Source organism: Halobacillus sp. ABH2_015 (assembly GCF_056158945.1).
In genome coordinates this window covers 3,644,121-3,664,954 of record NZ_JBSWUG010000002.1, presented here as the reverse complement: position 1 = coordinate 3,664,954, position 20,834 = coordinate 3,644,121, and the positions used below count along the sequence as shown (strand labels likewise).

The 20,834-nt window shown below is 48.8% G+C and carries 19 protein-coding genes and 2 tRNA genes; 2 read left to right on the top strand and 19 right to left on the bottom strand.

Going from position 1 to position 20,834, the window contains the following annotated elements; all coding sequences use genetic code 11:
* Positions 1 to 38: 38 nt before the first annotated feature.
* Positions 39 to 2,486 carry a stage II sporulation protein E gene (spoIIE, locus tag ACXAD6_RS18885; RefSeq protein ID WP_474970211.1) on the bottom strand — a complete coding sequence of 816 codons (2,448 nt, stop codon included), beginning with the start codon at positions 2,484 to 2,486 and terminating at the stop codon, positions 39 to 41.
* Between the two features lie 283 nt (positions 2,487 to 2,769).
* On the opposite strand from spoIIE, the gene ACXAD6_RS18880 reads away from it, so the two are divergent.
* Both ACXAD6_RS18880 and ACXAD6_RS18875 read left to right on the top strand, forming a co-directional pair.
* Positions 2,770 to 2,843: transfer RNA gene (locus tag ACXAD6_RS18880), tRNA-Met, on the top strand.
* A gap of 24 nt (positions 2,844 to 2,867) precedes the next feature.
* Positions 2,868 to 2,939, top strand: a tRNA-Glu gene (locus ACXAD6_RS18875).
* A 77-nt stretch (positions 2,940 to 3,016) separates the two neighbouring features.
* Here the strand turns inward: ACXAD6_RS18875 and ACXAD6_RS18870 are convergent.
* From ACXAD6_RS18870 to purR, 18 genes are all read right to left on the bottom strand, one after another.
* Positions 3,017 to 3,859: a MurR/RpiR family transcriptional regulator gene (locus tag ACXAD6_RS18870; RefSeq protein WP_474970210.1), complete on the bottom strand. Its 843-nt coding sequence runs from the start codon at positions 3,857 to 3,859 to the stop codon at positions 3,017 to 3,019.
* Between the two features lie 8 nt (positions 3,860 to 3,867).
* Positions 3,868 to 5,247, bottom strand: coding sequence for an aspartate aminotransferase family protein (locus ACXAD6_RS18865; protein ID WP_474970209.1), 1,380 nt, complete (start codon positions 5,245 to 5,247; stop codon positions 3,868 to 3,870).
* 198 nt (positions 5,248 to 5,445) lie between these two features.
* Positions 5,446 to 5,832, bottom strand: coding sequence for a S1 domain-containing RNA-binding protein (locus tag ACXAD6_RS18860; protein WP_027953470.1), 387 nt, complete (start codon positions 5,830 to 5,832; stop codon positions 5,446 to 5,448).
* A gap of 76 nt (positions 5,833 to 5,908) precedes the next feature.
* Positions 5,909 to 6,292, bottom strand: coding sequence for an FtsB family cell division protein (locus tag ACXAD6_RS18855; RefSeq protein WP_281659560.1), 384 nt, complete (start codon positions 6,290 to 6,292; stop codon positions 5,909 to 5,911).
* 16 nt (positions 6,293 to 6,308) lie between these two features.
* Positions 6,309 to 6,899 (bottom strand): spore cortex biosynthesis protein YabQ, encoded by a 591-nt coding sequence (yabQ, locus tag ACXAD6_RS18850; protein ID WP_474970208.1) that lies wholly within the window; start codon positions 6,897 to 6,899, stop codon positions 6,309 to 6,311.
* Positions 6,896 to 7,201, bottom strand: coding sequence for a sporulation protein YabP (gene yabP / locus ACXAD6_RS18845; RefSeq protein ID WP_474970207.1), 306 nt, complete (start codon positions 7,199 to 7,201; stop codon positions 6,896 to 6,898). The genes yabQ and yabP overlap by 4 nt, the downstream gene beginning before the upstream one ends.
* A 156-nt stretch (positions 7,202 to 7,357) precedes the next feature.
* Positions 7,358 to 7,621: an RNA-binding S4 domain-containing protein gene (locus ACXAD6_RS18840; protein WP_027953474.1), complete on the bottom strand. Its 264-nt coding sequence runs from the start codon at positions 7,619 to 7,621 to the stop codon at positions 7,358 to 7,360.
* A 3-nt stretch (positions 7,622 to 7,624) separates the two neighbouring features.
* Positions 7,625 to 9,088 (bottom strand): bifunctional methyltransferase/pyrophosphohydrolase YabN, encoded by a 1,464-nt coding sequence (gene yabN, locus ACXAD6_RS18835; RefSeq protein ID WP_474970463.1) that lies wholly within the window; start codon positions 9,086 to 9,088, stop codon positions 7,625 to 7,627.
* A gap of 5 nt (positions 9,089 to 9,093) precedes the next feature.
* The gene (locus tag ACXAD6_RS18830) at positions 9,094 to 10,671 is read right to left on the bottom strand and encodes a putative polysaccharide biosynthesis protein (protein ID WP_474970206.1); all 1,578 of its coding nucleotides are present in this window, start codon (positions 10,669 to 10,671) and stop codon (positions 9,094 to 9,096) included.
* A gap of 84 nt (positions 10,672 to 10,755) precedes the next feature.
* Positions 10,756 to 11,292 (bottom strand): stage V sporulation protein T, encoded by a 537-nt coding sequence (spoVT, locus tag ACXAD6_RS18825; RefSeq protein ID WP_474970205.1) that lies wholly within the window; start codon positions 11,290 to 11,292, stop codon positions 10,756 to 10,758.
* 328 nt (positions 11,293 to 11,620) lie between these two features.
* On the bottom strand, positions 11,621 to 15,157 hold the full coding sequence (gene mfd / locus ACXAD6_RS18820; protein ID WP_474970204.1) for a transcription-repair coupling factor: 3,537 nt from the start codon (positions 15,155 to 15,157) through the stop codon (positions 11,621 to 11,623).
* Between the two features lie 50 nt (positions 15,158 to 15,207).
* Positions 15,208 to 15,438 (bottom strand): anti-sigma-F factor Fin family protein, encoded by a 231-nt coding sequence (locus ACXAD6_RS18815; RefSeq protein WP_027953479.1) that lies wholly within the window; start codon positions 15,436 to 15,438, stop codon positions 15,208 to 15,210.
* 81 nt (positions 15,439 to 15,519) lie between these two features.
* On the bottom strand, positions 15,520 to 16,083 hold the full coding sequence (pth, locus tag ACXAD6_RS18810; protein ID WP_474970203.1) for an aminoacyl-tRNA hydrolase: 564 nt from the start codon (positions 16,081 to 16,083) through the stop codon (positions 15,520 to 15,522).
* A gap of 173 nt (positions 16,084 to 16,256) precedes the next feature.
* The gene (locus tag ACXAD6_RS18805) at positions 16,257 to 16,913 is read right to left on the bottom strand and encodes a 50S ribosomal protein L25/general stress protein Ctc (RefSeq protein WP_474970202.1); all 657 of its coding nucleotides are present in this window, start codon (positions 16,911 to 16,913) and stop codon (positions 16,257 to 16,259) included.
* Between the two features lie 79 nt (positions 16,914 to 16,992).
* Entirely contained in the window at positions 16,993 to 17,946 is a 954-nt protein-coding gene (locus tag ACXAD6_RS18800; protein WP_206936280.1) for a ribose-phosphate diphosphokinase, read from the bottom strand.
* A 15-nt stretch (positions 17,947 to 17,961) separates the two neighbouring features.
* A complete protein-coding gene (glmU, locus tag ACXAD6_RS18795; RefSeq protein WP_474970201.1) occupies positions 17,962 to 19,341 on the bottom strand; it encodes a bifunctional UDP-N-acetylglucosamine diphosphorylase/glucosamine-1-phosphate N-acetyltransferase GlmU in 1,380 nt (459 codons plus the stop codon).
* Positions 19,342 to 19,487: 146 nt separating this feature from the next.
* The gene (gene spoVG, locus ACXAD6_RS18790) at positions 19,488 to 19,787 is read right to left on the bottom strand and encodes a septation regulator SpoVG (protein ID WP_027953484.1); all 300 of its coding nucleotides are present in this window, start codon (positions 19,785 to 19,787) and stop codon (positions 19,488 to 19,490) included.
* A gap of 175 nt (positions 19,788 to 19,962) precedes the next feature.
* Entirely contained in the window at positions 19,963 to 20,781 is an 819-nt protein-coding gene (purR, locus tag ACXAD6_RS18785) for a pur operon repressor (protein WP_474970200.1), read from the bottom strand.
* Between the last annotated feature and the right edge of the window lie 53 nt (positions 20,782 to 20,834).

Sequence of the window (20,834 nt, the reverse complement as noted above, 5' to 3'; positions counted from 1 at the left end):
CTTCCATCTTCGCCGAAAAGGAGGGGTTCTATACGCGGTCAGGCCTCTTTTTTCTCTGAGGGAATGGACGCCCACTCCGGCAGATAATGATCGATTCTCGCGACGATGATCGTCATATCATCGACAATGTCACCCGAATGGGTACGGATCACTTCTTCCAGGAGCAGATCAGCCATCACCTGTGGATCCTGACTCGATATTTCGCGGATCTTCCGTTTGATCCACATTTCCACGTTTTCAATCTGACGCGGCGCTTCCAGTATGCCGTCGCTCATCATGATGAGGAAGTCCCCGGCTTTCAGCTGTTCACTCCTTACGTCTACATCCACGTCCGGGATAATGCCCATCGGCAGATTCCCGGCTTCAACGGTGTGGATTTTATCTCCTCTTTTTATAAAACTCGGGGTGCTCCCGACTTTAATGAACTTGGATGTCGCCTGATGCAGATCAATCACAGCTAAATCCAACGTTGAAAAAATTTCATCATTCGTACGAAGCGACAGGATGGAGTTAATCGATTGGATCGCTGCTGATTCCTGGATGCCGGACTGTAAGATCTGCTTGAGCAGACGCAGCGTTTCCATACTTTCTTCATGAGCACGTTCCCCGTTACCCATTCCATCACTGATCGCCAGGGCATATTTCCCTCTGCCCAGTTCCATCATCGTAAAACTGTCTCCGGATACAAACCCGCCTCCTTTGGCTGCATGCGCCACTCCGGATTCGATGGCGTAATGTTTGGCAGAGCCAAACGAAAGGTAACACCTGCCCTGCGGATAAGGAGAGATTTCCTCCATCGTTACGACAATCGTCTCCCCCAGAATGTCGGACAATACCGGCGCAATAATTTTCGCTCCTTCTCCGCGGTAATTATCAATTTCTACAATCAGTTCAAGGTCCATGTTCCCTTCATCCAATGAATAGATTTCGAGTTTCTGGATCACCATCCCCATTCGTTCAAGAGCACGATAAATGACATGCTCCTTTTTTTCGTGGTGCTCGCGTTCTTTCACAATCTCCTGAGCGAAATTATCCATCACCTCCGAAACCCCCTGCAGCTGTTCCGCCACAAAGCGCCGGCTCTCCAGCACCTGCCGTTTCAACTGCCGGTTGGCATGATAAAAAGACAACTCGTGATTCATCGTATCGATCAGCTTCTGCGGCTTCACGCAGTGCTGGTCCACACTTTTCCGCAGGCCCCTGCCCGCCTCTCCTTTCTCATCCAGTTCATGCATCAAATCCGTCATCAAATTATGGGTGTCATCAAAGTTCCGCACCCAGCACTTTTCCTTCATGAAACAGGACTGACAGGTCTTTTCTGTGACATGGCTCAAGAAGTAATCGATCTCCTCCGCTTCACCGCTTTCCTCCTTTGGAGACTCTAAATATGTGAAACTTCTTGATAAAGCCTGAAAAACGTCCGAGAACTTCCCGACCCTCACAGCCGTGACATCCCGGACTTTTTGTAAGTATTTCTGCTGTTCCGAAAAATGTTCATCTGTGCCCGGAACATACTTGGACAATTGTTTCACCCAGGAGTTCGGCGTGAGAACAAACAACGCCACAGCCCAGGCCGTTGCCCATAAGGAAGCCGGCAGTTCTGTGTCACTGCCCATATAAAAACCGATTAAAAGGGTGCCGACCACCAGACCGGCACTGACTCCTGCTTTTTTCCCCTCCTTCAAGAGCCCGCCAAGCAGGCCGGAAAAAGCCAGCAGACTCATTTGATAGATATGATCCATATTCGATAAGCTCAGTACCAGTCCTGTGACGACTCCAACGGTTGAACCGATGGCAGCGCCGGCAATATAGGCAAGCAGAATGACAAGGTACCGGGCAAATACATCCACGACGGCTACGCCCTGGATCTGCCACCCGATCAATCCTGTCAAAACGGAAGCGAGTAATATAATGAGGCAGACAATCTCTTCATTTTTCAACGTAGGCTGAAACCTCTGAGGTGTTAAAATCGGGATGCTCTGCATAAAGATAAGGACAAGGATGAAACTCAGTATTCCTTCGGCAGCCATCAATGTAATTTCATAGAGCTGCCAGCGGTCCAGTAAAGCGAGGCTGACGGTGCGGGGAATCAAGCTTGCCATTAATGCCAAAGCCGGGAGCCACTTCTGGGGGTGACTTGTTTTGCGCAGCCCCAGGCTTAAGAGCAAAAAAGCCGTCGACGCCCCTACAATAAACCCCGCATGCGCGTAGCTGTATGTAGATGCCCCTGCTGCCATCATGATCGTTACGGGGATGACGAGCGGACGTTTCATCCACCAGATCACCGACAGGAAAGCGACACCGAAAGGGGCCATGGATGATAGAATGATAGCTCGTCCAAGCAGCAGGGCGAGGACCATGTGGAAGACTCCTTTGTCGGCCATAAACGAAACTGTGCGGAAAGAAGCTCTTTGGAAGCCTTGAACCATTCTTGAACCTCGGACGGCTGATGGACGATTTTCCTGCTTCGAAACTGTTTCTAACATGTTTATCACTCCTTCTTTGTGAAACCTATTAAACCACATGAAGAAGAAGCATTTTGTCAAAACAACAAGAGAGCAGAAACAAAAACTTCGATGCTTTTCTCAGAAGCCGCATCAGATTCTACAAAATGTATGCCGGGCACTTCCACCCCCTCCCAAAAACCCCCTTCTTTCCCTAGCGAAATAAACAGAGTTGTCTGATTTTTTTATTGGTTGTTGACTCTTTTTCTATCATGGTGTACTATATTTTTTGTGACGTTGCGAGACAACATCACTTCAAACACATGGCGGTGTAGCTCAGCTGGCTAGAGCGTACGGTTCATACCCGTGAGGTCGGGGGTTCGATCCCCTCCGCCGCTACTATTTTTTCAAAAACGATATATTGGCCCGTTGGTCAAGTGGTTAAGACACCGCCCTTTCACGGCGGTATCACGGGTTCGAATCCCGTACGGGTCATCGGAAACATTCTTGTCCAGAAAAACGCCTTCCAAATTGGAAGGCGTTTTTTCTATGTCCTTTTTCTTTGCAGGTCCTCAATAAAACACATCGAATTTCTCCCAGATCGATTCCAGATGCTCGAGACGCTTTTCTGTTTCTTCTTCTTTTTCCCTCCCGATCTGTACGAGCAGTGCCTGAATGACGCTGAGCGGTGCTGTAAACGTATCAATATAAGAATGCATCCGGCTCTTTGCTGTGAGAACCGTATCCGCATAAGCGGAAAGAGGGGAGGAAAGGGTGTCTGTAAGTGCCACTGTTTCCACACCCTCCTCATAAGCGTAGGCAAGGATGTCGACGGTGCTTTTGCTGTACCGTGGAAAACTGATCCCAATCACCACATCCTGTTTTCCCAGACGTGCCAGAAGGTCCGCATCCCTCTCCACGGAGTGGATCATGCGGACATCATCCACCACCTTTTCCAAATAGTAATGAAGGAATCCCCCTAATGCTTCTGCACTCCGGTTCGCAGCAATCCATATTTTATCAGCCTGCCATAAAGCATGGACCGCTTTCATCAGCTCCTTTTCATCCAGCCTGTTCATCGTCTCTTCCATTTCCCGGATGTCTTCTTTGAGCACAGATTCAAATGAAGGAGAAGGGTTCGTTGTCTTTATCAGCCGTTCACTCGTTTTCCATTGCTGTTTTAAGGATGATTGGATGGCCTCCTGGAATTCTGCAAACCCCCGGAAGCCAAGAGAAACGGCGAACCGTGTGATTGTCGCGTCACTCACCCCGGCCATAGCAGCCAGCCGGCTGACATTCAGGAAAACAACTTCATCCGGCCGGTCCAGCAGAATGGCCGCCACTTTTTTGTGGGAGCGGCTCATCTCCGGAAGAGACCGGTGGATCGTCTCATATACATTCGGTTCATTCTTCACAGCAGCTGTCACCCTTTCACATTCTTCACCGCTTTTTCGTGCGCATCTACAGTAAACTGTATGTCTGCTTCCGTATGCACCGTTGACATCGAGTAACGGTTGAGCGGTTTCGTATACACACCGAGCTGAAGCAGCCTCTCATCTACGCGCTTCCTGAACGTCATGTCCACATGTTGAAGATCACGGTAGTTACGGATATCCCCGTCTGTCATCATCACATTAAAAATACTCCCTGTCCCTACCGTTTTCATTGGTATTCCCATAGCCTTATACAAGTCTTCCAGGTGCTTGCGCAGTTTGTGCGTCTTGGTCATCAGGTTTTCCATGACGTCCCTCTGCTGAAGCAGATCGATCGTCGCCATCCCGGCAGCCATCCCGGCAGCCAGCACGGTCGGATGACCATTGTAGGTACCGCTGTGGAACAGAGCACGCGGCTGATTGGACGAACTGCCGGACATTACATCATAACTCCGCTTCGGATTCAGGACCTCCATGACGTGCTCTGCTCCTCCGAGGGCCCCGACAGGGAAACCTCCGCCCAGCACTTTTCCGAGTGCCGTCAAGTCAGGGGTGATGCCATACGTTTTCTGAGCCCCTCCGAGAGATAAGCGGAAGCCTGTTTTCACTTCGTCCATAATCAGCAGAATGCCAAGCTCTTTCGTCACGCGGCGCACGCCGTCCATGAATGACGGATCCGCCGGTATGTACCCACCCTGAACAGGCTCCATCATAAGCGCAGAAATCTCCCCGGCATGCCGGCGCAGGATTCGTTCTGTCGATTCCAAGTCATTAAACGGAAGAATGATGGTATGATCCTGATAATACTCTGGAAGACCACTCGATTCGGGAACCGGATTCGGCTCTTCCGCATCTCCTGCTTCCTTCTCCTCCGGATGGATACTCCATAATACTTGATCATATCCTCCATGATAATGCCCTTCAAACTTTGCCATTTTCGGCCGGCCCGTATAGGCTTTAGCGACTCTCAGTGCGAGCAGCGTGGCTTCCAGTCCTGAGTTGGTATACCGGACCCGTTCCATGCCTGGATATAACGAACAAAGCCGTTCCGCCATCTCAACCTCCCGTTCGTGAGGTGTCCCGTAAATCGTCGTTCCATCCTCCTCCATATTCCGGATGACAGCCTTTTTGATGGAAAGATGGCCATGCCCGTGAATCAGCGCCTCATAGAAAAGAAGGTAATCCACATAATGATTGCCGTCAGCATCATACAGATGGCTGCCTGAGGCCTTTTTCATAAATATGGGGTGTGGTTCGAAATATTTGATATTCGCGGTCACACCGCCGGGGATGACCTTTTCAGCTCTCGCATAGGCTTCGGCTGACTGCCGCATCCTTTTATGGTCCGGCTGCTCTTTCTGGTTATTCAAAACAAAACCCTCCACATTTTGAGATTATTATTTCATATACAAATTATTATGAAATAATATATTCATACTGATTCCATCATTTCAACCCTGTAAACGGCTCCTGCCCTAGAAAAATAAAAAAAGGAACCCATCCACATTTGGATGGGTTCCTTTTATATAAAAGATGCGCACCTTTTACTCATTGTCCTAGACAGCAAGCTATCCTCTTTTAGCACCTCGACCTCCACGTTTGGACTCCGTGTGCTTCTTCAGTGATGCTAAACGTTCGTCGCTATCCTTGATAAAACGGTTCATCTTCTGTTCGAATGATTCAGCCGGCTTACGAGGTTTTGGCGGACGACGGTTTTGGTTCTCTTTCGCTTTCTTAATGGAAAGACCGATCTTTCCATCATCTCCGACATTAATAACCTTTACTTCCACCTGGTCTCCCTGACTCAGGTGCTCATTAATGTCTTTTACGTAGTTGTCGGCAACTTCGCTAATGTGAACCAGACCCGTCTTGCCATCCGGAAGCTCGACGAACGCTCCGAAATTAGTGATTCCCGTTACTTTACCCTGCAGCTTGCTGCCTACTTCAATTGACATAAAAAAAATGCTCCTCCTTAAAATTTCGATAAGAATATATCTTCTTATATATTATATATAAGCTTTGAAAAGAGTGTCAATAAGATGGATCCTCATCAGGCATTTTAAAGATAATTTCGCCTTCTTTAGAGAAGAAATAATTGGTCCTGGCGATTTGGAGAACGTACTCCTCATCATTCAGAAGGTCAATTTCCTCCTTCAAATCCTTCTCCTCTTTTTCCAAAACACTCATATCCTGTTTCAACTGTTCGAATTCCTCATGTTTCTGTGCATAAAGTGACTGCTGTTTCACATGGTAAAACACCATGGATCCAGCTACGATCGACACTAACAGGGCAAACATTGCGAGACGGCGTATCAGGCGCTTTTTCTTCCGCTGATGTCTGTCCATATAGGCATCATAATGCTGCATGTATGTAGAATCCAGACGTGCCACCGACTCCTGCTGTCTCTTTGCCATGTAAGTTCGTCCTCCTTTACTTTTTGAATCGTTTTACCCAACTGACCATTATATTCTTCATCTTTTCCAAAAACCCTGCTGATTCACTTAAGTAAATTTTCATGTTTTTCGGCAGGAAACGCCAAATCAATCGAAAAAGCAGTTTGATTGGATAAAAAGCGACAATAAACAATATAATGATACCCTTTAAAAGTATCTTATAAACGCCAAGAAGTAAAGAAATAATAAGGAAAATGATGGATTTCGCAGGGATGTATACAAGATAATACACCGTTTTTTTCAAAAAGGTGAGAACAGCCGTGCAGATCTTTATCCAAAGCTCAAGCGAACGTAAGTAGAGGCTCTGAAATAATGCACGATAAGCGGCGAACCCACATACGACCGCTACAAATACATACACCCGGAGCTCACCGTAATTCACAAGATAAAGCAGGTAAAAAAGAAAGGCCGCCTGAACCAGCCAGAAACCAAGCTGATACAGGAGCTCAAGCCAGCTTTGTTTATTGCGCTTATGAAAAAAACGTTCGAATGTGTCCAGGGATGCTCCCACGAACATCCCTCCCCCGATCATGGACAGGATCGTCATAAACTGCGTCGTGAGGGTCATTTGAACAGCTTGCTAAACAAACCTTTAGCTTTCTCCCCCTGGTGCTCGTCCAAATAAGTCATTTCATGCATTTTTCCTTTTATGGAAACCACCCCGGAATCAAGGTCCAGGTTTTTCATCTGCAGGTTCTGGCCGCGGATGACGAGATACCCCATATTCGTCTGCAGTAGAAACTCTTCACTATCGAAGCTGTCCACTTCTTTGACGCCTGATATTTCAATATTTCTCCGGTTCATAACCTTTACATGATGATCGACCTGCTGCTGAGTCCTACTCCCGTGGTTTTTCTCATAGCTCTCCATCTTAACAGCCTCCTTCTCTTGTACAAACTATGAAAAAAAGAGAAGGATTATGACTTGGAGCCTGCCTCTCTGATCGAAAGGGCTCACACGTAAAAAAGACTGTCGAGAATGCCCTCGACAGTCCGCCTGCCTCCCCCGGGGAGGTGGTTCATCAGATTAATCTTGATTCACAGGTTCTTCCTTTTTGATTTCATATAAGGAAGCTGCTTCATTTTTGTTGACGTTCTCTCTCAAATCCTTAATTTCAATGGTCAGTACCTTCTGGCCGAACTGAATCGTCAGCTCATCGCCGACGGCTACGTTACTGGCCGCCTTGCTCTGCGCGCCGTTGATGCTGATCCGTCCCTGATCGGCTACTTCCTTAGCCAGCGTCCGACGCTTAATTAACCGCGAGATTTTTAGAAATTTATCTAAACGCATGCTTTATTCCGCTCCTTTATGTTTGGCTTTCGCTTGTACCCATAACTCTTCTAAAGCATCCAACTCGTAATCCTCCAGTTTCCTGCCGCTGCGCTCCACCGATTCTTCCATGGACGACAACCTCATCCGGAACTTACGGTTGGTCCGCTGCAGGGCATTTTCACTGTTCAGGCGGTAATGGCGGGCAAGGTTGGCAATGGCAAACAACCAATCCCCGAACTCCTTCTCCATTTCCTCCCGGTCCCCGGAGGTTAGCGCTTCTTGAAACTCCTGCCACTCTTCCTCCACTTTCTCTAAAACAGGGGCAACATCCTCCCAGTCAAAGCCGACCTTGGCCGCCTTTTTCTGCAGTTCCTCCGCCTGCAGGAGAGCTGGGAAACTTTCCGGTACGGAGTCCAAAAGGCGGGGGGATTTGTTTCCCTTTTCCTGCTGTTTGATCGCGTCCCAGTTCGTCAGCACTTCATCCGTCGTGTCTGCCTGAACTTCCCCGAAGACGTGCGGATGGCGGCGGATCATTTTATCCGTTATCGATACTATTACGTCATCAATGGTAAAATATCCTTCATCTTCACCGATTTGACTGTGCAGCATCACCTGCAGAAGCACATCCCCGAGCTCTTCCACCATTTGATCATCGTCCTCCTGGTTGACGGCGTCGATGAACTCGTAGGTTTCCTCGATCAGATACTTCCGCAGGGACTCGTGGGTCTGCTTCCTGTCCCATGGACATCCTTCCGGGCTCCGGAGAATCCGGATCACTTCCCTCAGCCGGAAAAACTGGTGATTGAGAAGGGACTTTTGCAAAGGAGGGACATAGACACTTGTCAGGTTGTCGACCTCCACACTCCTGTCGAGCTCTTCTAAAGGAACCGTACGGACAAGCTCGCCGCTTCCCCCTGCTGCTGTGACAATGGTTACCGGATGCGCAGCTGGAAGATCCTCAAGCAGCGTCAGCTTCACTTCAGATGCGGTCATCGCATCATAGACCTGACATAAAATCAGATGGCTTGTATACATCAGCTGCTCGCGCTTGATATCGGTCGCATCGACGAGCTGGAAACCTTCAATCGGGTCGATGCCGAGGGTGGTGAAGGTGGCATCCAGGAAGCTCTGCCCTCCCTCAATCTCTACGTTTATTTCCCCTTCTTTTTCCTTTTCTAAAAGAAGCTGCACCGTTTTTTCCGCCATCATCGGGTGGCCGGGCACAAGATAGAAAATCTCGTCTTCCGGACGCTCCAGAAGACGGCTGGTGATTTCTTCATATACGCTGCCGAAGCTTTCGTGCTCCTCATACACTTCATCAAAGCTTTCGATCGAGAGCCCTTCCTGAAGGAGCTCTGTTACGACAGGATGATCCAGTGTCCTTGCAGTGAGCCGGGCACCGGCCTGCGTCAGCTGCCTGTAAACACCAAGCGGAAGCTGGTCCAGCCCGGAGGCGCCCAGTCCGAAAATTTTAATCGTCTGCATCGTTTTCATCCTTTCGGTAATAATGGAATCAGCCGGTTACTCGAGGGAAGAGCTTCTATCTCCTGTCTTGTAAAACCGCCGGTCCTGATCAGAATCAGTCCGAAGACTACAGCTCCCCCGACTGAAAGAGTCAGAATATAAAGAAGAAGAGGCAGCCGGTCATCCAGGGCGAATAAAGCTTTGATTACTCCTCTGCTTATGTACAATGCTGCAGACATTCCTGCCACGGCAGAGACCAGGGAGCCCCACGGAAGACACCGCCATCTCCATAATGAAAGATCTTTCCTTAAGATTACGATATTTCCAAACAAAACAAAAGTAACAGCGGTTAACGAAGCAAGAGAAGCTCCGTAGATACCGGCTGATGAGATCCATAGAAAATTAGCTGCCCCCTTCACACCGATCCCGGCTATGACAAGAACAGCTGTGTGACGAATCCGGCCGAGTCCCTGCAGGACAGAAGCGGTCGTAATGGACAGTGAACTGGCAATGATAACGAGCATCAGGATACGTAAATAACCGCTCCCGGCAGCATCCTGGAAAAATACCTCGTTCACGTCAGGAAAAAGGAAGATCAACCCGGCGGCGGCTCCGGTGGCTATGTAAAGTGTGATTTTTCCGGCACTCGTAATCGAAGACCGGACCAGCTCCGGATTCTCGTCCATCCGCCGACGTGTCACAGAAGGAATCAAAGCAAGAGCAAGGGAAGAAGCCAGGATCGTTCCCAATTGAATCAATGGCTGCCCCCGGTCATAAATCCCTTTGACAACCTTCGCCTCTTCCGGATGGTACCCGTTCTGGACCAACTGCGGAACAAGAGTAAAGGCATCGACGAGCTGCAGGGACAACAGCAGCATATAGTTAAAGGAAATCAATACTCCGTAAAGCAGGATGTGTCTGCTGAAGGAAGCCCGGACAGGAGAGCGCTGAAAAGTCCATATCCCCCGTTTTTTAACCATCCAAAGGAAAAGTACAAGAGAAGCTGCTGCCGCTCCTGCCATACTTCCATAGGCCGCTCCGGTTCCGATGTGGTACAAATCCCCGCTTCGGGAAACCACAAGAGCCGTGGTGATAATAACAGCTACTCGGAAGACCTGCTCCACGATCTGGGATACAGCGGTCGGAGTCATATCATTTTTTCCCTGAAAAACGCCTCGGAGAACAGAAATCACAGGAATAAACAAAAAGACACAAAAAGATGTGCGGACGGCCTGGGTCAGATGTGGATCGTCCATCCACCGGGCCAGCCGGGGAGCCTGCATCCAGCCCGCAGCCACGATGACCAAACTAAAGGCGGTAAGCAGAAGGAATACAGGCAGGTAAAAAGATGGAAGGGACGCCGGACTGCTGTTGTGGTCCCGGTCGGATATGAATTTTGAAATCGCACCGGGGAAACCGTACAAGGCCAGCACCAGGGCCATTCCGAGAATCGGATAGACCTGCTGATATACGTAAAAACCAAGATCCCCGGTCAGATTCTGCAGAGGCACCCGGTAGCCGGCACTAATGATTTTGCTGATCAAACCAGCCATAGAAAGAATGAAGGCGCCTTTTAAAATAGATGGTGTAGATGTTCGAGTCATTTTGGAACGTTCTCCTCATATGTATGTGTTCAGAACTTCCATTATATCATAGGAAAAGGCCAGACCATCGGCCTGACCTTCGTGTTATTCCATCTGTTTGGCGAGAAAACTTGCTGCCGTCTGGACCGCCTTATCTGCGTCGCTTTCAAGAGGTGCTCCTTCTTTATTGAACGCAATCACACAGCCAATAGGATCTCCCTGGGCGATGATAGGATGAATAAGATAGGAAATGACGTCTTCTTCCTGCCCGCGGACGAATTCCACTGGATCCGGATGCTTTTCAGAAGCCATGGACCGCGAGTCCATGACTTCCTCCACTTTTGACCCGATCGACCGGTTCATGTATTCTTTTTTGCCTCCACCAGCCACAGCAATATACTCGTCCCGGTCACATATAAGAACAGGGGATTCCAGGGACTCACTTAAGGCTTCCGCATATTCCTTCGCAAAATCACCCAGTTCACTGATCGGGGAATATTTCTTCAGAATGACTTCCCCTTCTCTGTCCACGAATATTTCCAGAGGATCTCCTTCACGGATTCTGAGGGTGCGGCGGATTTCTTTCGGAATAACAACACGGCCTAGATCATCAATACGACGTACAATACCAGTTGCTTTCATTCTTTTATGCTGCCTCCTTTTCTGTGATGACTACCTTTCCTTCTCCTGTTGAAGAGCAAGCAGAACAAGCGGGTGATTAACGATAGTATGGGTCAGCAATAAAAACCTATACACCCTTGGTCTGGTTTTTTTCATAAATAATGTAAACCTATCCTCAAGCAGGATAGAACCCCTCTGTTTTTCAACTTGGCAGGAGTCAGCTTCAAACATGGACGCTCGTCCGCGGATAAGGAATGATCGATACATCTGGAGGCATGAAAAAAGCCTGGAGAAAAACACGGGGTTTCTCTCCAGGCCGGATCACCCTGCAGCCACAGGGTGATTATTATCAGGCTGTTGTCGTTTCTCTCATCATCTCCGGGAGACGGCCGATGAATTCTTCCACAAGCCTGTAGCGGTCGAATTCCTGTTTGCGGTCCCACGTGAAGGTCACCTTCAGCTGGCTGTCCTCGGTGCCGAGCTGAACCATCCTTCCATAAGAGTTGGCAAAGTCGAACAATTTGGAACCATCGATGTCACGGCTCTGTTCCGCTTCCATCACCATTTCGATTTTCTTCTTCTTCTCTGCGACGGATTCAATCCTGGCCCGCTTCGCCTGCAGCTTGATGCTGGAGACGCGGAAGAGATTTTCCACTTCTCCCGGGTAGTCCCCGAACCTGTCGATCAGTTCATCCCTGAGATCCTGAATATCCTCGACAGACTCCACCGCCTGGAACAATTTGTACATGTCGATTTTCTGTTTTTCATCAGCGATGTAATCATCCGGAATATAGGCATCCACGCTCAAGTCAAGCTCCGGCTGGAAAGGCTGGACTTCTTCCGGCTTTTTGCCTTGACGCTTCGCCTCGATCGCATCTTTCAGCATTTGGGAATACATATCAAACCCGACCGAATCGATATACCCGTGCTGCTGGGAGCCGAGCAGGTTACCGGCTCCACGGATGGACAAGTCACGCATGGCAATCTTGAACCCGGATCCAAGCTCGGTGAATTCCTTGATCGCCTGGAGCCTTTTCTCCGCTACTTCTGTGAGCACTTTGTCCTTCTGATACGTAAAGTACGCGTAGGCTACACGGTTGGAACGTCCGACACGTCCACGCAGCTGATACAGCTGGCTGAGACCCATCCGGTCCGCATCATAGACAATCAAGGTGTTCACGTTTGGAATGTCCACCCCTGTTTCAATGATTGTCGTACTGACAAGCACGTCGGACTCTCCGCCGAGGAAGGAGAACATAACGTTCTCAAGCTCAGTTTCATTCATCTGCCCATGAGCAAAGCTCACCCGTGCTTCCGGGACAAGTTCAGCAATCTCCTGCGCCATCCGTTCAATATTCTCCACCCGGTTGAACAGGAAGAACACCTGACCGTCCCTTGCCATCTCCCGTTCCACTGCTTCCCTCAGGAAGATCGGGTTGTATTCCAGTACGTACGTCTGGATCGGGAATCGGTTGGCCGGCGGCGTTTCAATTACGGACAAATCACGAACGCCGAGCATCGACATGTGCAGGGTTCGTGGGATCGGCGTCGCTGTAAGGGTCAAAACGTCGACATTGTTCTTCAACTGTTTGATTTTCTCTTTATGCTTCACTCCGAAACGCTGCTCTTCATCCACAATTAAGAGACCAAGGTCCTTGAACTCGACGTCCTTGGAAAGAACCCGGTGGGTACCGACGACGACGTCAACCAGTCCTTTTCTCAACCGGTCTGTCGTCTCCTTCTGCTGCTTTTTCGTACGGAAGCGGCTCATAAGGCCTACATTGACTCCGAAGCCCTGAAAGCGCTCCTGAAGCGTCTCATAATGCTGCTGCGCAAGAATCGTCGTCGGAACGAGCAGAGCCACCTGTTTGCCTTCTGCAATCGCTTTGAAGGCGGCGCGGATCGCCACTTCGGTTTTCCCGTAGCCGACGTCCCCGCAGAGCAGCCGGTCCATCGGACGGATCTGTTCCATGTCTGCCTTGATCTCTTCGATACAGCGGAGCTGATCCTCGGTTTCCTCATACGGGAAAGCTGCTTCAAATTCACGCTGCATTTCGCCGTCTTCCTGAAAGGCATGCCCTTTGGATGCTTCACGCTCGGCATACAGTTCGATCAAGTCATCAGCAATATCTTCAACAGAGGACTGCACACGGCTTTTGACTTTTTTCCATTCACTGCCGCCCAGTTTATACACTTTCGGTTCCTTGCCTTCAGAACCGACATATTTCTGGATCATATCGATCTGATCGATCGGGACATACAGTTTGTCATTCCCCGAATAATTCACCATCAGGAAGTCCTTATGACTTCCTCCCATTTTCAGCGTTTCAATTCCGAGGTACTTCCCGATCCCGTGACTGGCGTGCACAATATAATCGCCGACTTTAAGCTCCTGATAGTTTTTGATCCGTTCGGCGTTGGACATTTTCTGTCTGCGTTTCGGCTTGGCCGTCCGCTTTTTGAACAATTCCTTTTCTGTCAGGACGGCCACCTTGTGCATCGGCCATTCAAAACCGCTGCTGATGTTGCCGATGACAATCGTCGGTTTCACAAGTGGGAGTTCCGGTTCCCCTTTAGCAGGAACAGCTTCAATGTCATAATCCGCCAGGACTCCCTGGATCTTCTCCTGACGGTTCTCATCCGGTGCGAGAATCACGACAGAGTAATCCTGCTTCTCCCAGCGGTCCATCTCATTTTTCAATAAATTCATTTGGCCGTGGAACTGCTGCATCTGCCGACTGGAAATATTGACGATGTTCTGAGGCTGGGTATTGGCAATATGACGCATAAAAACAGATAAATAAAGACGGGGGTGCTCCATTTTATTCCACGTATCCTGCCAGTCAAAGGATAAGTGAAGATCGCGGACCGACTGATTCGCCTCGAGCATGCTCTGCAGCCATTCACCCTCTTCCTGATCAAGACGGTGGGCGGTTTCCTGGATCCGGCTCATCTCATCTAAAACGATAAGTCCGTCCTTAGACAAGTAGTCTAGTAGACTGACAGGCTCCTCATAGAACATTTCAATGTATTTATACATTTCCTGGAATCGTTCGTGGTGTTTCAGACGCTCCAGATCATGATCAATGACCCGGCTCAGCGTCTCCTTGGATTCGGTCTTCGTCAGCTTCTTCAATGAATGAGCCAGCGCGTTTTCCAGACGATGGTGGGCTCTTGTAAAGTCCTCGGACGTTAACAGCAGTTCTGTTGCCGGGCCGATGGTGACAGCCTCCACCTTTTGATGGGAGCGCTGGGTTTCTGAATCAAAGGTACGAATAGAATCCACCTCTGTATCAAACAATTCGATCCGGTACGGAAACTCTGCCGTTAACGGATACACATCCAGAATTCCCCCACGAAGCGAGAACTCCCCCGGGGTCGCCACCATTTCCGTACGCTCATACCCCATGCTGATAAACCGTTCCAGGTAATCCTCCAGGTTGATTTCTTCCCCAACACGAAAAGGGAGCAGGTTACGCTCCCAATAGGATTGCGGCGGCATCATACGTTTCAAAGCAGCTACAGGTGCGATCAATACACCTTTTTCCTGATTCAGCCACTGGCTGAGCGCTTCGATCCTCTGACTGCGGAGTTCAGGACTCGCCACAGCGATTTCCGATGCAATCAGTTCATTGACTGGATACAGATGAACCTGATCAGGATCTGCAAGCTCCTGCATGTCGTCATACAGCTGCTGTGCTTGTATCAGTTGATGGGTGACAAGAATAACCGGACGATCCAGGGATTGCTGAAGAAGAGAAATCATCAGGCTCCTGGAGGCTCCGGAAAGACCGGCCACCATTTGTTCTTTCATTCCGGATTGAAAGCCTTCAATCACGGACTGTACATCTTCCTTTGGATGTAAATAATCCTTTATCCCTTGCATAACGAATTCCTCCACCACCTTTTCCCCCAGCAGAAGCTGGGGGTCGGGATTTACTGAATAAAATGGTCCAGTTCATGGTAATGTGGATGTTCGTCCAATGATTCTTTACACGAGTCACAGATCGTCCGTATATTCATACCGCCATCAGCGGTCATATGAACCATCTGTTCCTGATCCTGATCATTCAACAGATCAAACCCTAGTTGAGAAACATCCACGTGTGCTGCATCTAATTCTCCAACCTGATTCTCACAATGACGGCAGAAGTATCGTATTTTCATGTCCATCCTCCTTGAAGGGGTGATGGTAGATAGTGTTACCGTCCTTGTGGTCCGTTATACGAACTCAGAAGTAAACAGGTGTCATTTCATATTGTACGTATTCATCACTTCGTCAAAGGTCTGACCGACCCATGCCTCGCACGCCTTCACAGCGTAATCGATACTGTCTTCAACGTGAGGGACCTCTTCTTTTGTGAACGTTCCGAGAACATGATCGATGACGGTTTTGGAGCCTTCCGGACGTCCTACGCCGACACGAAGCCGTTTGAACTCCTTCGTTCCGAGATGGTCGATGATACTGCGGATGCCGTTGTGACCTCCGTGGCCGCCTTTTTTGCGCAGGCGGATTTTGCCAGGGGGAAGATCAAGGTCATCGTAGACGACAAGGATATCCTCCACATCCAGATTATAATAATCCATCAGCGGTCTCAGCGACTCTCCTGACAAATTCATATAAGTCTGTGGCTTCAGAAGCACCACTTTTTCGCCATCCATACGCTCCATTGTATATAAGCCATTGAATTTCTTTTGACTGAATGACCAGTTGTTGCGTTCCGCCCATTCATCAAGCACCATAAACCCGGCATTGTGACGGGTCCGGTCATACTTCTTTCCCGGGTTGCCGAGACCAACAATACATTTCATAATGAACTCCCTTTTTCTCTATTACCATCTATTATAGCAAAGCTGAATCAAAAATAATGTCAAAACACGCTGGAAAGGCCGATGTATTCCTACCATCCCCTTTTCCATCGTTCCTAAACACAGAAAAGGGGCGGGCCTCTATGGCCGCGCCCCTTGATCCATGGGATCCTGTTTTACTGTTTCGCTTCATCCGTTCCAGCTTTTTCGTCCTCGAATTTCTCTTCGGACGCTTCTGGATCTGCATCAACATCCAATGGTTCCGGTTCTTCCTCCGGCATTTCTTCCGGTGGTGTTACGGAAACAATGGTCGTATTGTCATCTTCTGTAATTTCATAATTACGGGAAGATTTCAGATCACTTACCATCACGCTGTCACCGATGTTCAATTCAGAGATATCCACGACGATTTCTTCCGGAATATCCGCAGGTTTTGCACGAACGGCAAGGTCATAAAGCGGCTGCTGAACGACACCGCCCTCTTTGCTGCCGGCGGCTTCTCCTTCCAGACGAACCGGTACTTCCACATCCATCTCCTGGGACATGTTCACGACATAAAAGTCGGCATGGATCAATTCATCTTTCAAAGGATCCACCTGATAGTCATGCAGCATCACATCAACTGTATCTTTACCTTCGATATTCAGGGAAATGATTGCGTTCTTCCCTTCATCACGAACAGTTTTAAGTAACTCTATGCTGTTAACAGCAACCGTGATCGGTTCTTTGTCATTTCCGTAAACAACACTTGGGATACTTCCCTCCTGGCGCAGTTCACGCGTGACGGATTGTTTGAGATTTTGTCTTTGTTTCGCTTTCAACGTAATAGCCAAAATAATCAACCTCCATTAATTTACCAATCATTAATAAAAGTTTCCCATTAAAACAAAGAGCTAAACGTATTTTCGTAAATTAATCGAATAGTATGCTGATGGACTGGCGTTCGTGGACACGGATGATCGCTTCACTGATCAAGCCGGCTACGGAAAGTTCCGTAATCTTATCGCTCGCTTTTTCTTCGCCGAGCGGGATGGTATTGGTCACGACCAATTCTTTAATTTTAGAGTTCTCAATCCGGTCAATCGCAGGTCCGGATAGGACAGGGTGCGTACAGCACGCGTAAACCTCTGTCGCTCCGTTTTCCACGAGCGCATTGGCAGCGAGGGTGATGGTCCCCGCTGTATCGATGATGTCATCGATCAGAATGGCCGTCTTTCCTTCGATGTTTCCGACAATGTTCATCACTTCCGCGACGTTCGGTCTTGGACGGCGTTTATCGATAATCGCAATCGGAGCCTTCAGACGGTCGGCCATTTTACGGGCACGGGTTACACCACCGTGGTCCGGGGATACGATGACGACATCATCAAAATTCTTCTCTTCAAAGTAATCAGAAAGAATAGGGACTCCGACAAGGTGATCGATCGGCAGGTTGAAGAACCCTTGGATCTGCGGTGCGTGCAGATCCAGCATCAGGACACGGGAAGCTCCGGCTGTTTCAAGCAGATCGGCAATCAATTTGGCCGTAATCGGCTCACGGGCACGGGCCTTACGATCCTGACGGGCATAACCGTAGTAAGGCATAACGACATTGATAGTACGGGCAGATGCACGCTTCAGAGCATCGATCATAATCAACAGTTCCATGATGTGCTGGTTGACAGGCTCGCAGGTCGATTGGACGATATAGACATCGCAGCCGCGGATACTTTCTTCGATATTGATTTGAATCTCTCCGTCACTGAAGCTTGTAACTGTACATTTCCCAAGTTCCACTCCAATGTTGTCCGCTATTTCCTTCGCAAGGCCCGGGTTCGAGTTAAGCGAGAATACTTTCAGTTTTGAATCTTTATATCCAGTTGGCATGGATGTTACCCTCCGTTAATCTTTTTTGATCGATTTCATTTTATTAGCATAGCCCTCTTTGTTCGTCTGTCTTGAACGGGCAATAGACAGTGCCTCTGACGGGACGTCCTGATTGATGGTGGATCCGGCCGCCACGTAGGATCCACGGCCGACCGTCACCGGTGCAATCAGATTGGAGTTGCATCCGATGAAGGCATCATCTTCGATTGTCGTCAAATGCTTGTTCTGACCATCGTAGTTGACAGTAATTGTACCGCAGCCGATGTTCACATCGCTTCCCACTTCTGCATCTCCGATGTAGCTGAGGTGGGAGGCTTTGCTTCCATCTCCGAAGGAGGCTTTTTTCACTTCAACAAAATTACCGACTTTTACATCATTGCCGAGATCAGACTGCGGTCGGATATGGGCGAACGGCCCGATCTGCACACGGTTTCCAATCCGGCTGTCTGAAGCCGCACTCTGCTTGATCGTCGTTTCCGCTCCGACGTGACAGCTGCTGATTGTCGTATGAGGACCGACGACAGCATCATTTTCAATCGTTGTCGTTCCTTCAATGACGGTCCCCGGATAGATGGTGACATCCTGTCCGATGGTGACATCCGGACCGATATACGTCTGATCCGGATCGATCAAGCTGACACCATTTCTCATATGTTTCTCGTTAATGCGTGCTTTCATTAATTTTTCTGCTTTTGCCAGAGCTACACGGTCGTTGACTCCGAGTGATTCAGAGAATTCCGGTGTCTGATAGGCACTGATTGTTTCTCCGCGGTCTTTAAGAATTTCAACTACATCCGGAAGGTAATACTCTCCCTGGACGTTGTCATTGGAAACATTTTTCAGTGCGTCAAAAAGCAGAGCATTATCAAAGCAGTACGTTCCTGTATTGATTTCCTGAATCGCCTGTTCATCTTCTGATGCATCCTTCTGCTCAACAATACGTTCCACCTGGCCGTTTCCGCCACGGATGACCCGTCCATATCCATGAGGGTCATCCGCGTGAGCCGTTAAAATGGTGGCTTTTGCGTTCTGCGCTTCGTGATGATCGAGAAGTTTCTGAAGGGTTTCAGCTGTCAATAGAGGCGTATCACCACAGACGACAACAGTCGTTCCTTCTTTATCAGCAAGGATGTCATCGGCCTGTTGAACGGCGTGGCCTGTGCCCAGCTGTTCTTTCTGGACGACATAATGACTGTCCGAACCAAGCTGTTCCTGAACTTTTTCCGCTCCAAATCCTACAACTGTAATCAATTCACTTAGATCTAATGTATTCAACTGGTCGACGACATGCTGAACCATCGGTTTCCCACATACAGGGTGCAGAACCTTGTACAGTTTCGATTTCATACGTGTCCCTTGTCCAGCTGCCAGTACGACGGCATATCGATTCGTCATGAAAGAACCTCCATCCTAATTATCCACTTTGAATCATATCTTAATCCAGGGGTATTTTCAACAATATAGGACAATGCATGAAGGTTTTACCAGAACAGAAAAAAGAGCCTAACCACATCGGTTAGACTCTTGTTGTTTCCTAAGTATCAGGAGGCCCCGGCTTCTTCGAATTCCACCTCTGCTCCTTCCTCTTCACCAGCCTGGTGATAGGCTTCAAGTACAGCGTCCTGGATCTTTCCACGTGTACCTGAATTGATCGGGTGTGCAATATCACGGAACTCTCCATCCGGAGTCCGTTTGCTCGGCATCGCCACAAACAATCCGTTGTTGCCATCAATCACCCGTATGTCATGGACAACAAATTCCTGGTCCAAGGTAATAGAAGCAATTGCTCGCATTCTTCCATCGGTATTCACGCGTCGCAGTCTTACGTCAGTTACTTCCATTAATTTCACCACCTTTTTTATCCAAAAGAACTTATGTAACACAAATTCCACAAAACGGGAAAAATTCCTGCCTGTTTTCTAAAAAATTTTTATATTCGATGAACTCCAGACTACCCGACGGTTTTCCGGCCATGAAAAAAGCCCTCATACGAAAGAATGAGAGCTTTGGAAAAGGTTAGATATTTTCAAGCAGATTGCCCGGACGGACTTCGATGGTTGAACGGCGGTCGTCCGCATTGACGATCTGGACGAGGGATAAATATTCTTCCACCACCCGGTCCTCCTCTTCATCTTCCGCTTCTGCGAGGACGCCGATGCCGGCAAGTTCTGCGTTGAATTCTTTTAACAGGTTCCGCATGCCGTTGATGGTTCCGCCCGCTTTCATAAAGTCATCGATGATGCAGACTCTGGATCCTTCCTGGAGAGAACGCTTCGTCAGCACCATGGTCTGGATTTTACGGGTGGAGCCTGATACATAGTTGATGCTCACGGTGGAACCTTCTGATATTTTAGGATCACGGCGGGCAATGACGACTGGGACGTTCAAATACGAAGCGACGGCATAGGCTAAAGGAATCCCTTTGGTTGCCACCGTCATGACGACGTCAACGCCTTTATCACGGAAGGCGGAGGCGAACATCCGGCCGATATTCCTCGTCGTCTCCGGGTCCCCGAGTATATCACTCATAAACAAATACCCTCCGGGAAGCAGACGTTCCGGATCCTCCAGACGATCACAGAGCTGATTCACGAACGTGCGGCTGTAATCTTCAGAGAATACAGGAATGTACTTCACTCCTCCGGCGGCACCGGATATCGTTTCCAAACACCCGATCCCCTCATGCTGGAACATTTTATTAATGATGCCAAGGTCTTCACTGATGGAAGACTTGGCCGCTCCGTACTTTTCTGAGAAATAGGGGAGGGAAATCAACGTTCTCGGCTGGTCCAGGATAAAATGCGTCATCGCAACGAGCCTTTCACTTCTTTTCATAGTAAGGACACCTCAAAATCCGAATATTTTAGTTAAATATAACAAATATGTAC

What these genes read in the sequence shown, in the direction of transcription:
- spoIIE (WP_474970211.1), bottom strand. Translation starts at nt 2,486, where the DNA reads ATGTTAGAAACAGTTTCGAAGCAGGAAAATCGTCCATCAGCCGTCCGA.
- ACXAD6_RS18860 (WP_027953470.1), bottom strand. Translation starts at nt 5,832, where the DNA reads ATGTCAATTGAAGTAGGCAGCAAGCTGCAGGGTAAAGTAACGGGAATC.
- ACXAD6_RS18855 (WP_281659560.1), bottom strand. Translation starts at nt 6,292, where the DNA reads ATGGCAAAGAGACAGCAGGAGTCGGTGGCACGTCTGGATTCTACATAC.
- yabQ (WP_474970208.1), bottom strand. Translation starts at nt 6,899, where the DNA reads ATGACCCTCACGACGCAGTTTATGACGATCCTGTCCATGATCGGGGGA.
- yabP (WP_474970207.1), bottom strand. Translation starts at nt 7,201, where the DNA reads ATGGAGAGCTATGAGAAAAACCACGGGAGTAGGACTCAGCAGCAGGTC.
- ACXAD6_RS18840 (WP_027953474.1), bottom strand. Translation starts at nt 7,621, where the DNA reads ATGCGTTTAGATAAATTTCTAAAAATCTCGCGGTTAATTAAGCGTCGG.
- yabN (WP_474970463.1), bottom strand. Translation starts at nt 9,088, where the DNA reads ATGCAGACGATTAAAATTTTCGGACTGGGCGCCTCCGGGCTGGACCAG.
- ACXAD6_RS18830 (WP_474970206.1), bottom strand. Translation starts at nt 10,671, where the DNA reads ATGACTCGAACATCTACACCATCTATTTTAAAAGGCGCCTTCATTCTT.
- spoVT (WP_474970205.1), bottom strand. Translation starts at nt 11,292, where the DNA reads ATGAAAGCAACTGGTATTGTACGTCGTATTGATGATCTAGGCCGTGTT.
- mfd (WP_474970204.1), bottom strand. Translation starts at nt 15,157, where the DNA reads ATGCAAGGGATAAAGGATTATTTACATCCAAAGGAAGATGTACAGTCC.
- ACXAD6_RS18815 (WP_027953479.1), bottom strand. Translation starts at nt 15,438, where the DNA reads ATGAAAATACGATACTTCTGCCGTCATTGTGAGAATCAGGTTGGAGAA.
- pth (WP_474970203.1), bottom strand. Translation starts at nt 16,083, where the DNA reads ATGAAATGTATTGTTGGTCTCGGCAACCCGGGAAAGAAGTATGACCGG.
- ACXAD6_RS18800 (WP_206936280.1), bottom strand. Translation starts at nt 17,946, where the DNA reads ATGCCAACTGGATATAAAGATTCAAAACTGAAAGTATTCTCGCTTAAC.
- glmU (WP_474970201.1), bottom strand. Translation starts at nt 19,341, where the DNA reads ATGACGAATCGATATGCCGTCGTACTGGCAGCTGGACAAGGGACACGT.
- spoVG (WP_027953484.1), bottom strand. Translation starts at nt 19,787, where the DNA reads ATGGAAGTAACTGACGTAAGACTGCGACGCGTGAATACCGATGGAAGA.
- purR (WP_474970200.1), bottom strand. Translation starts at nt 20,781, where the DNA reads ATGAAAAGAAGTGAAAGGCTCGTTGCGATGACGCATTTTATCCTGGAC.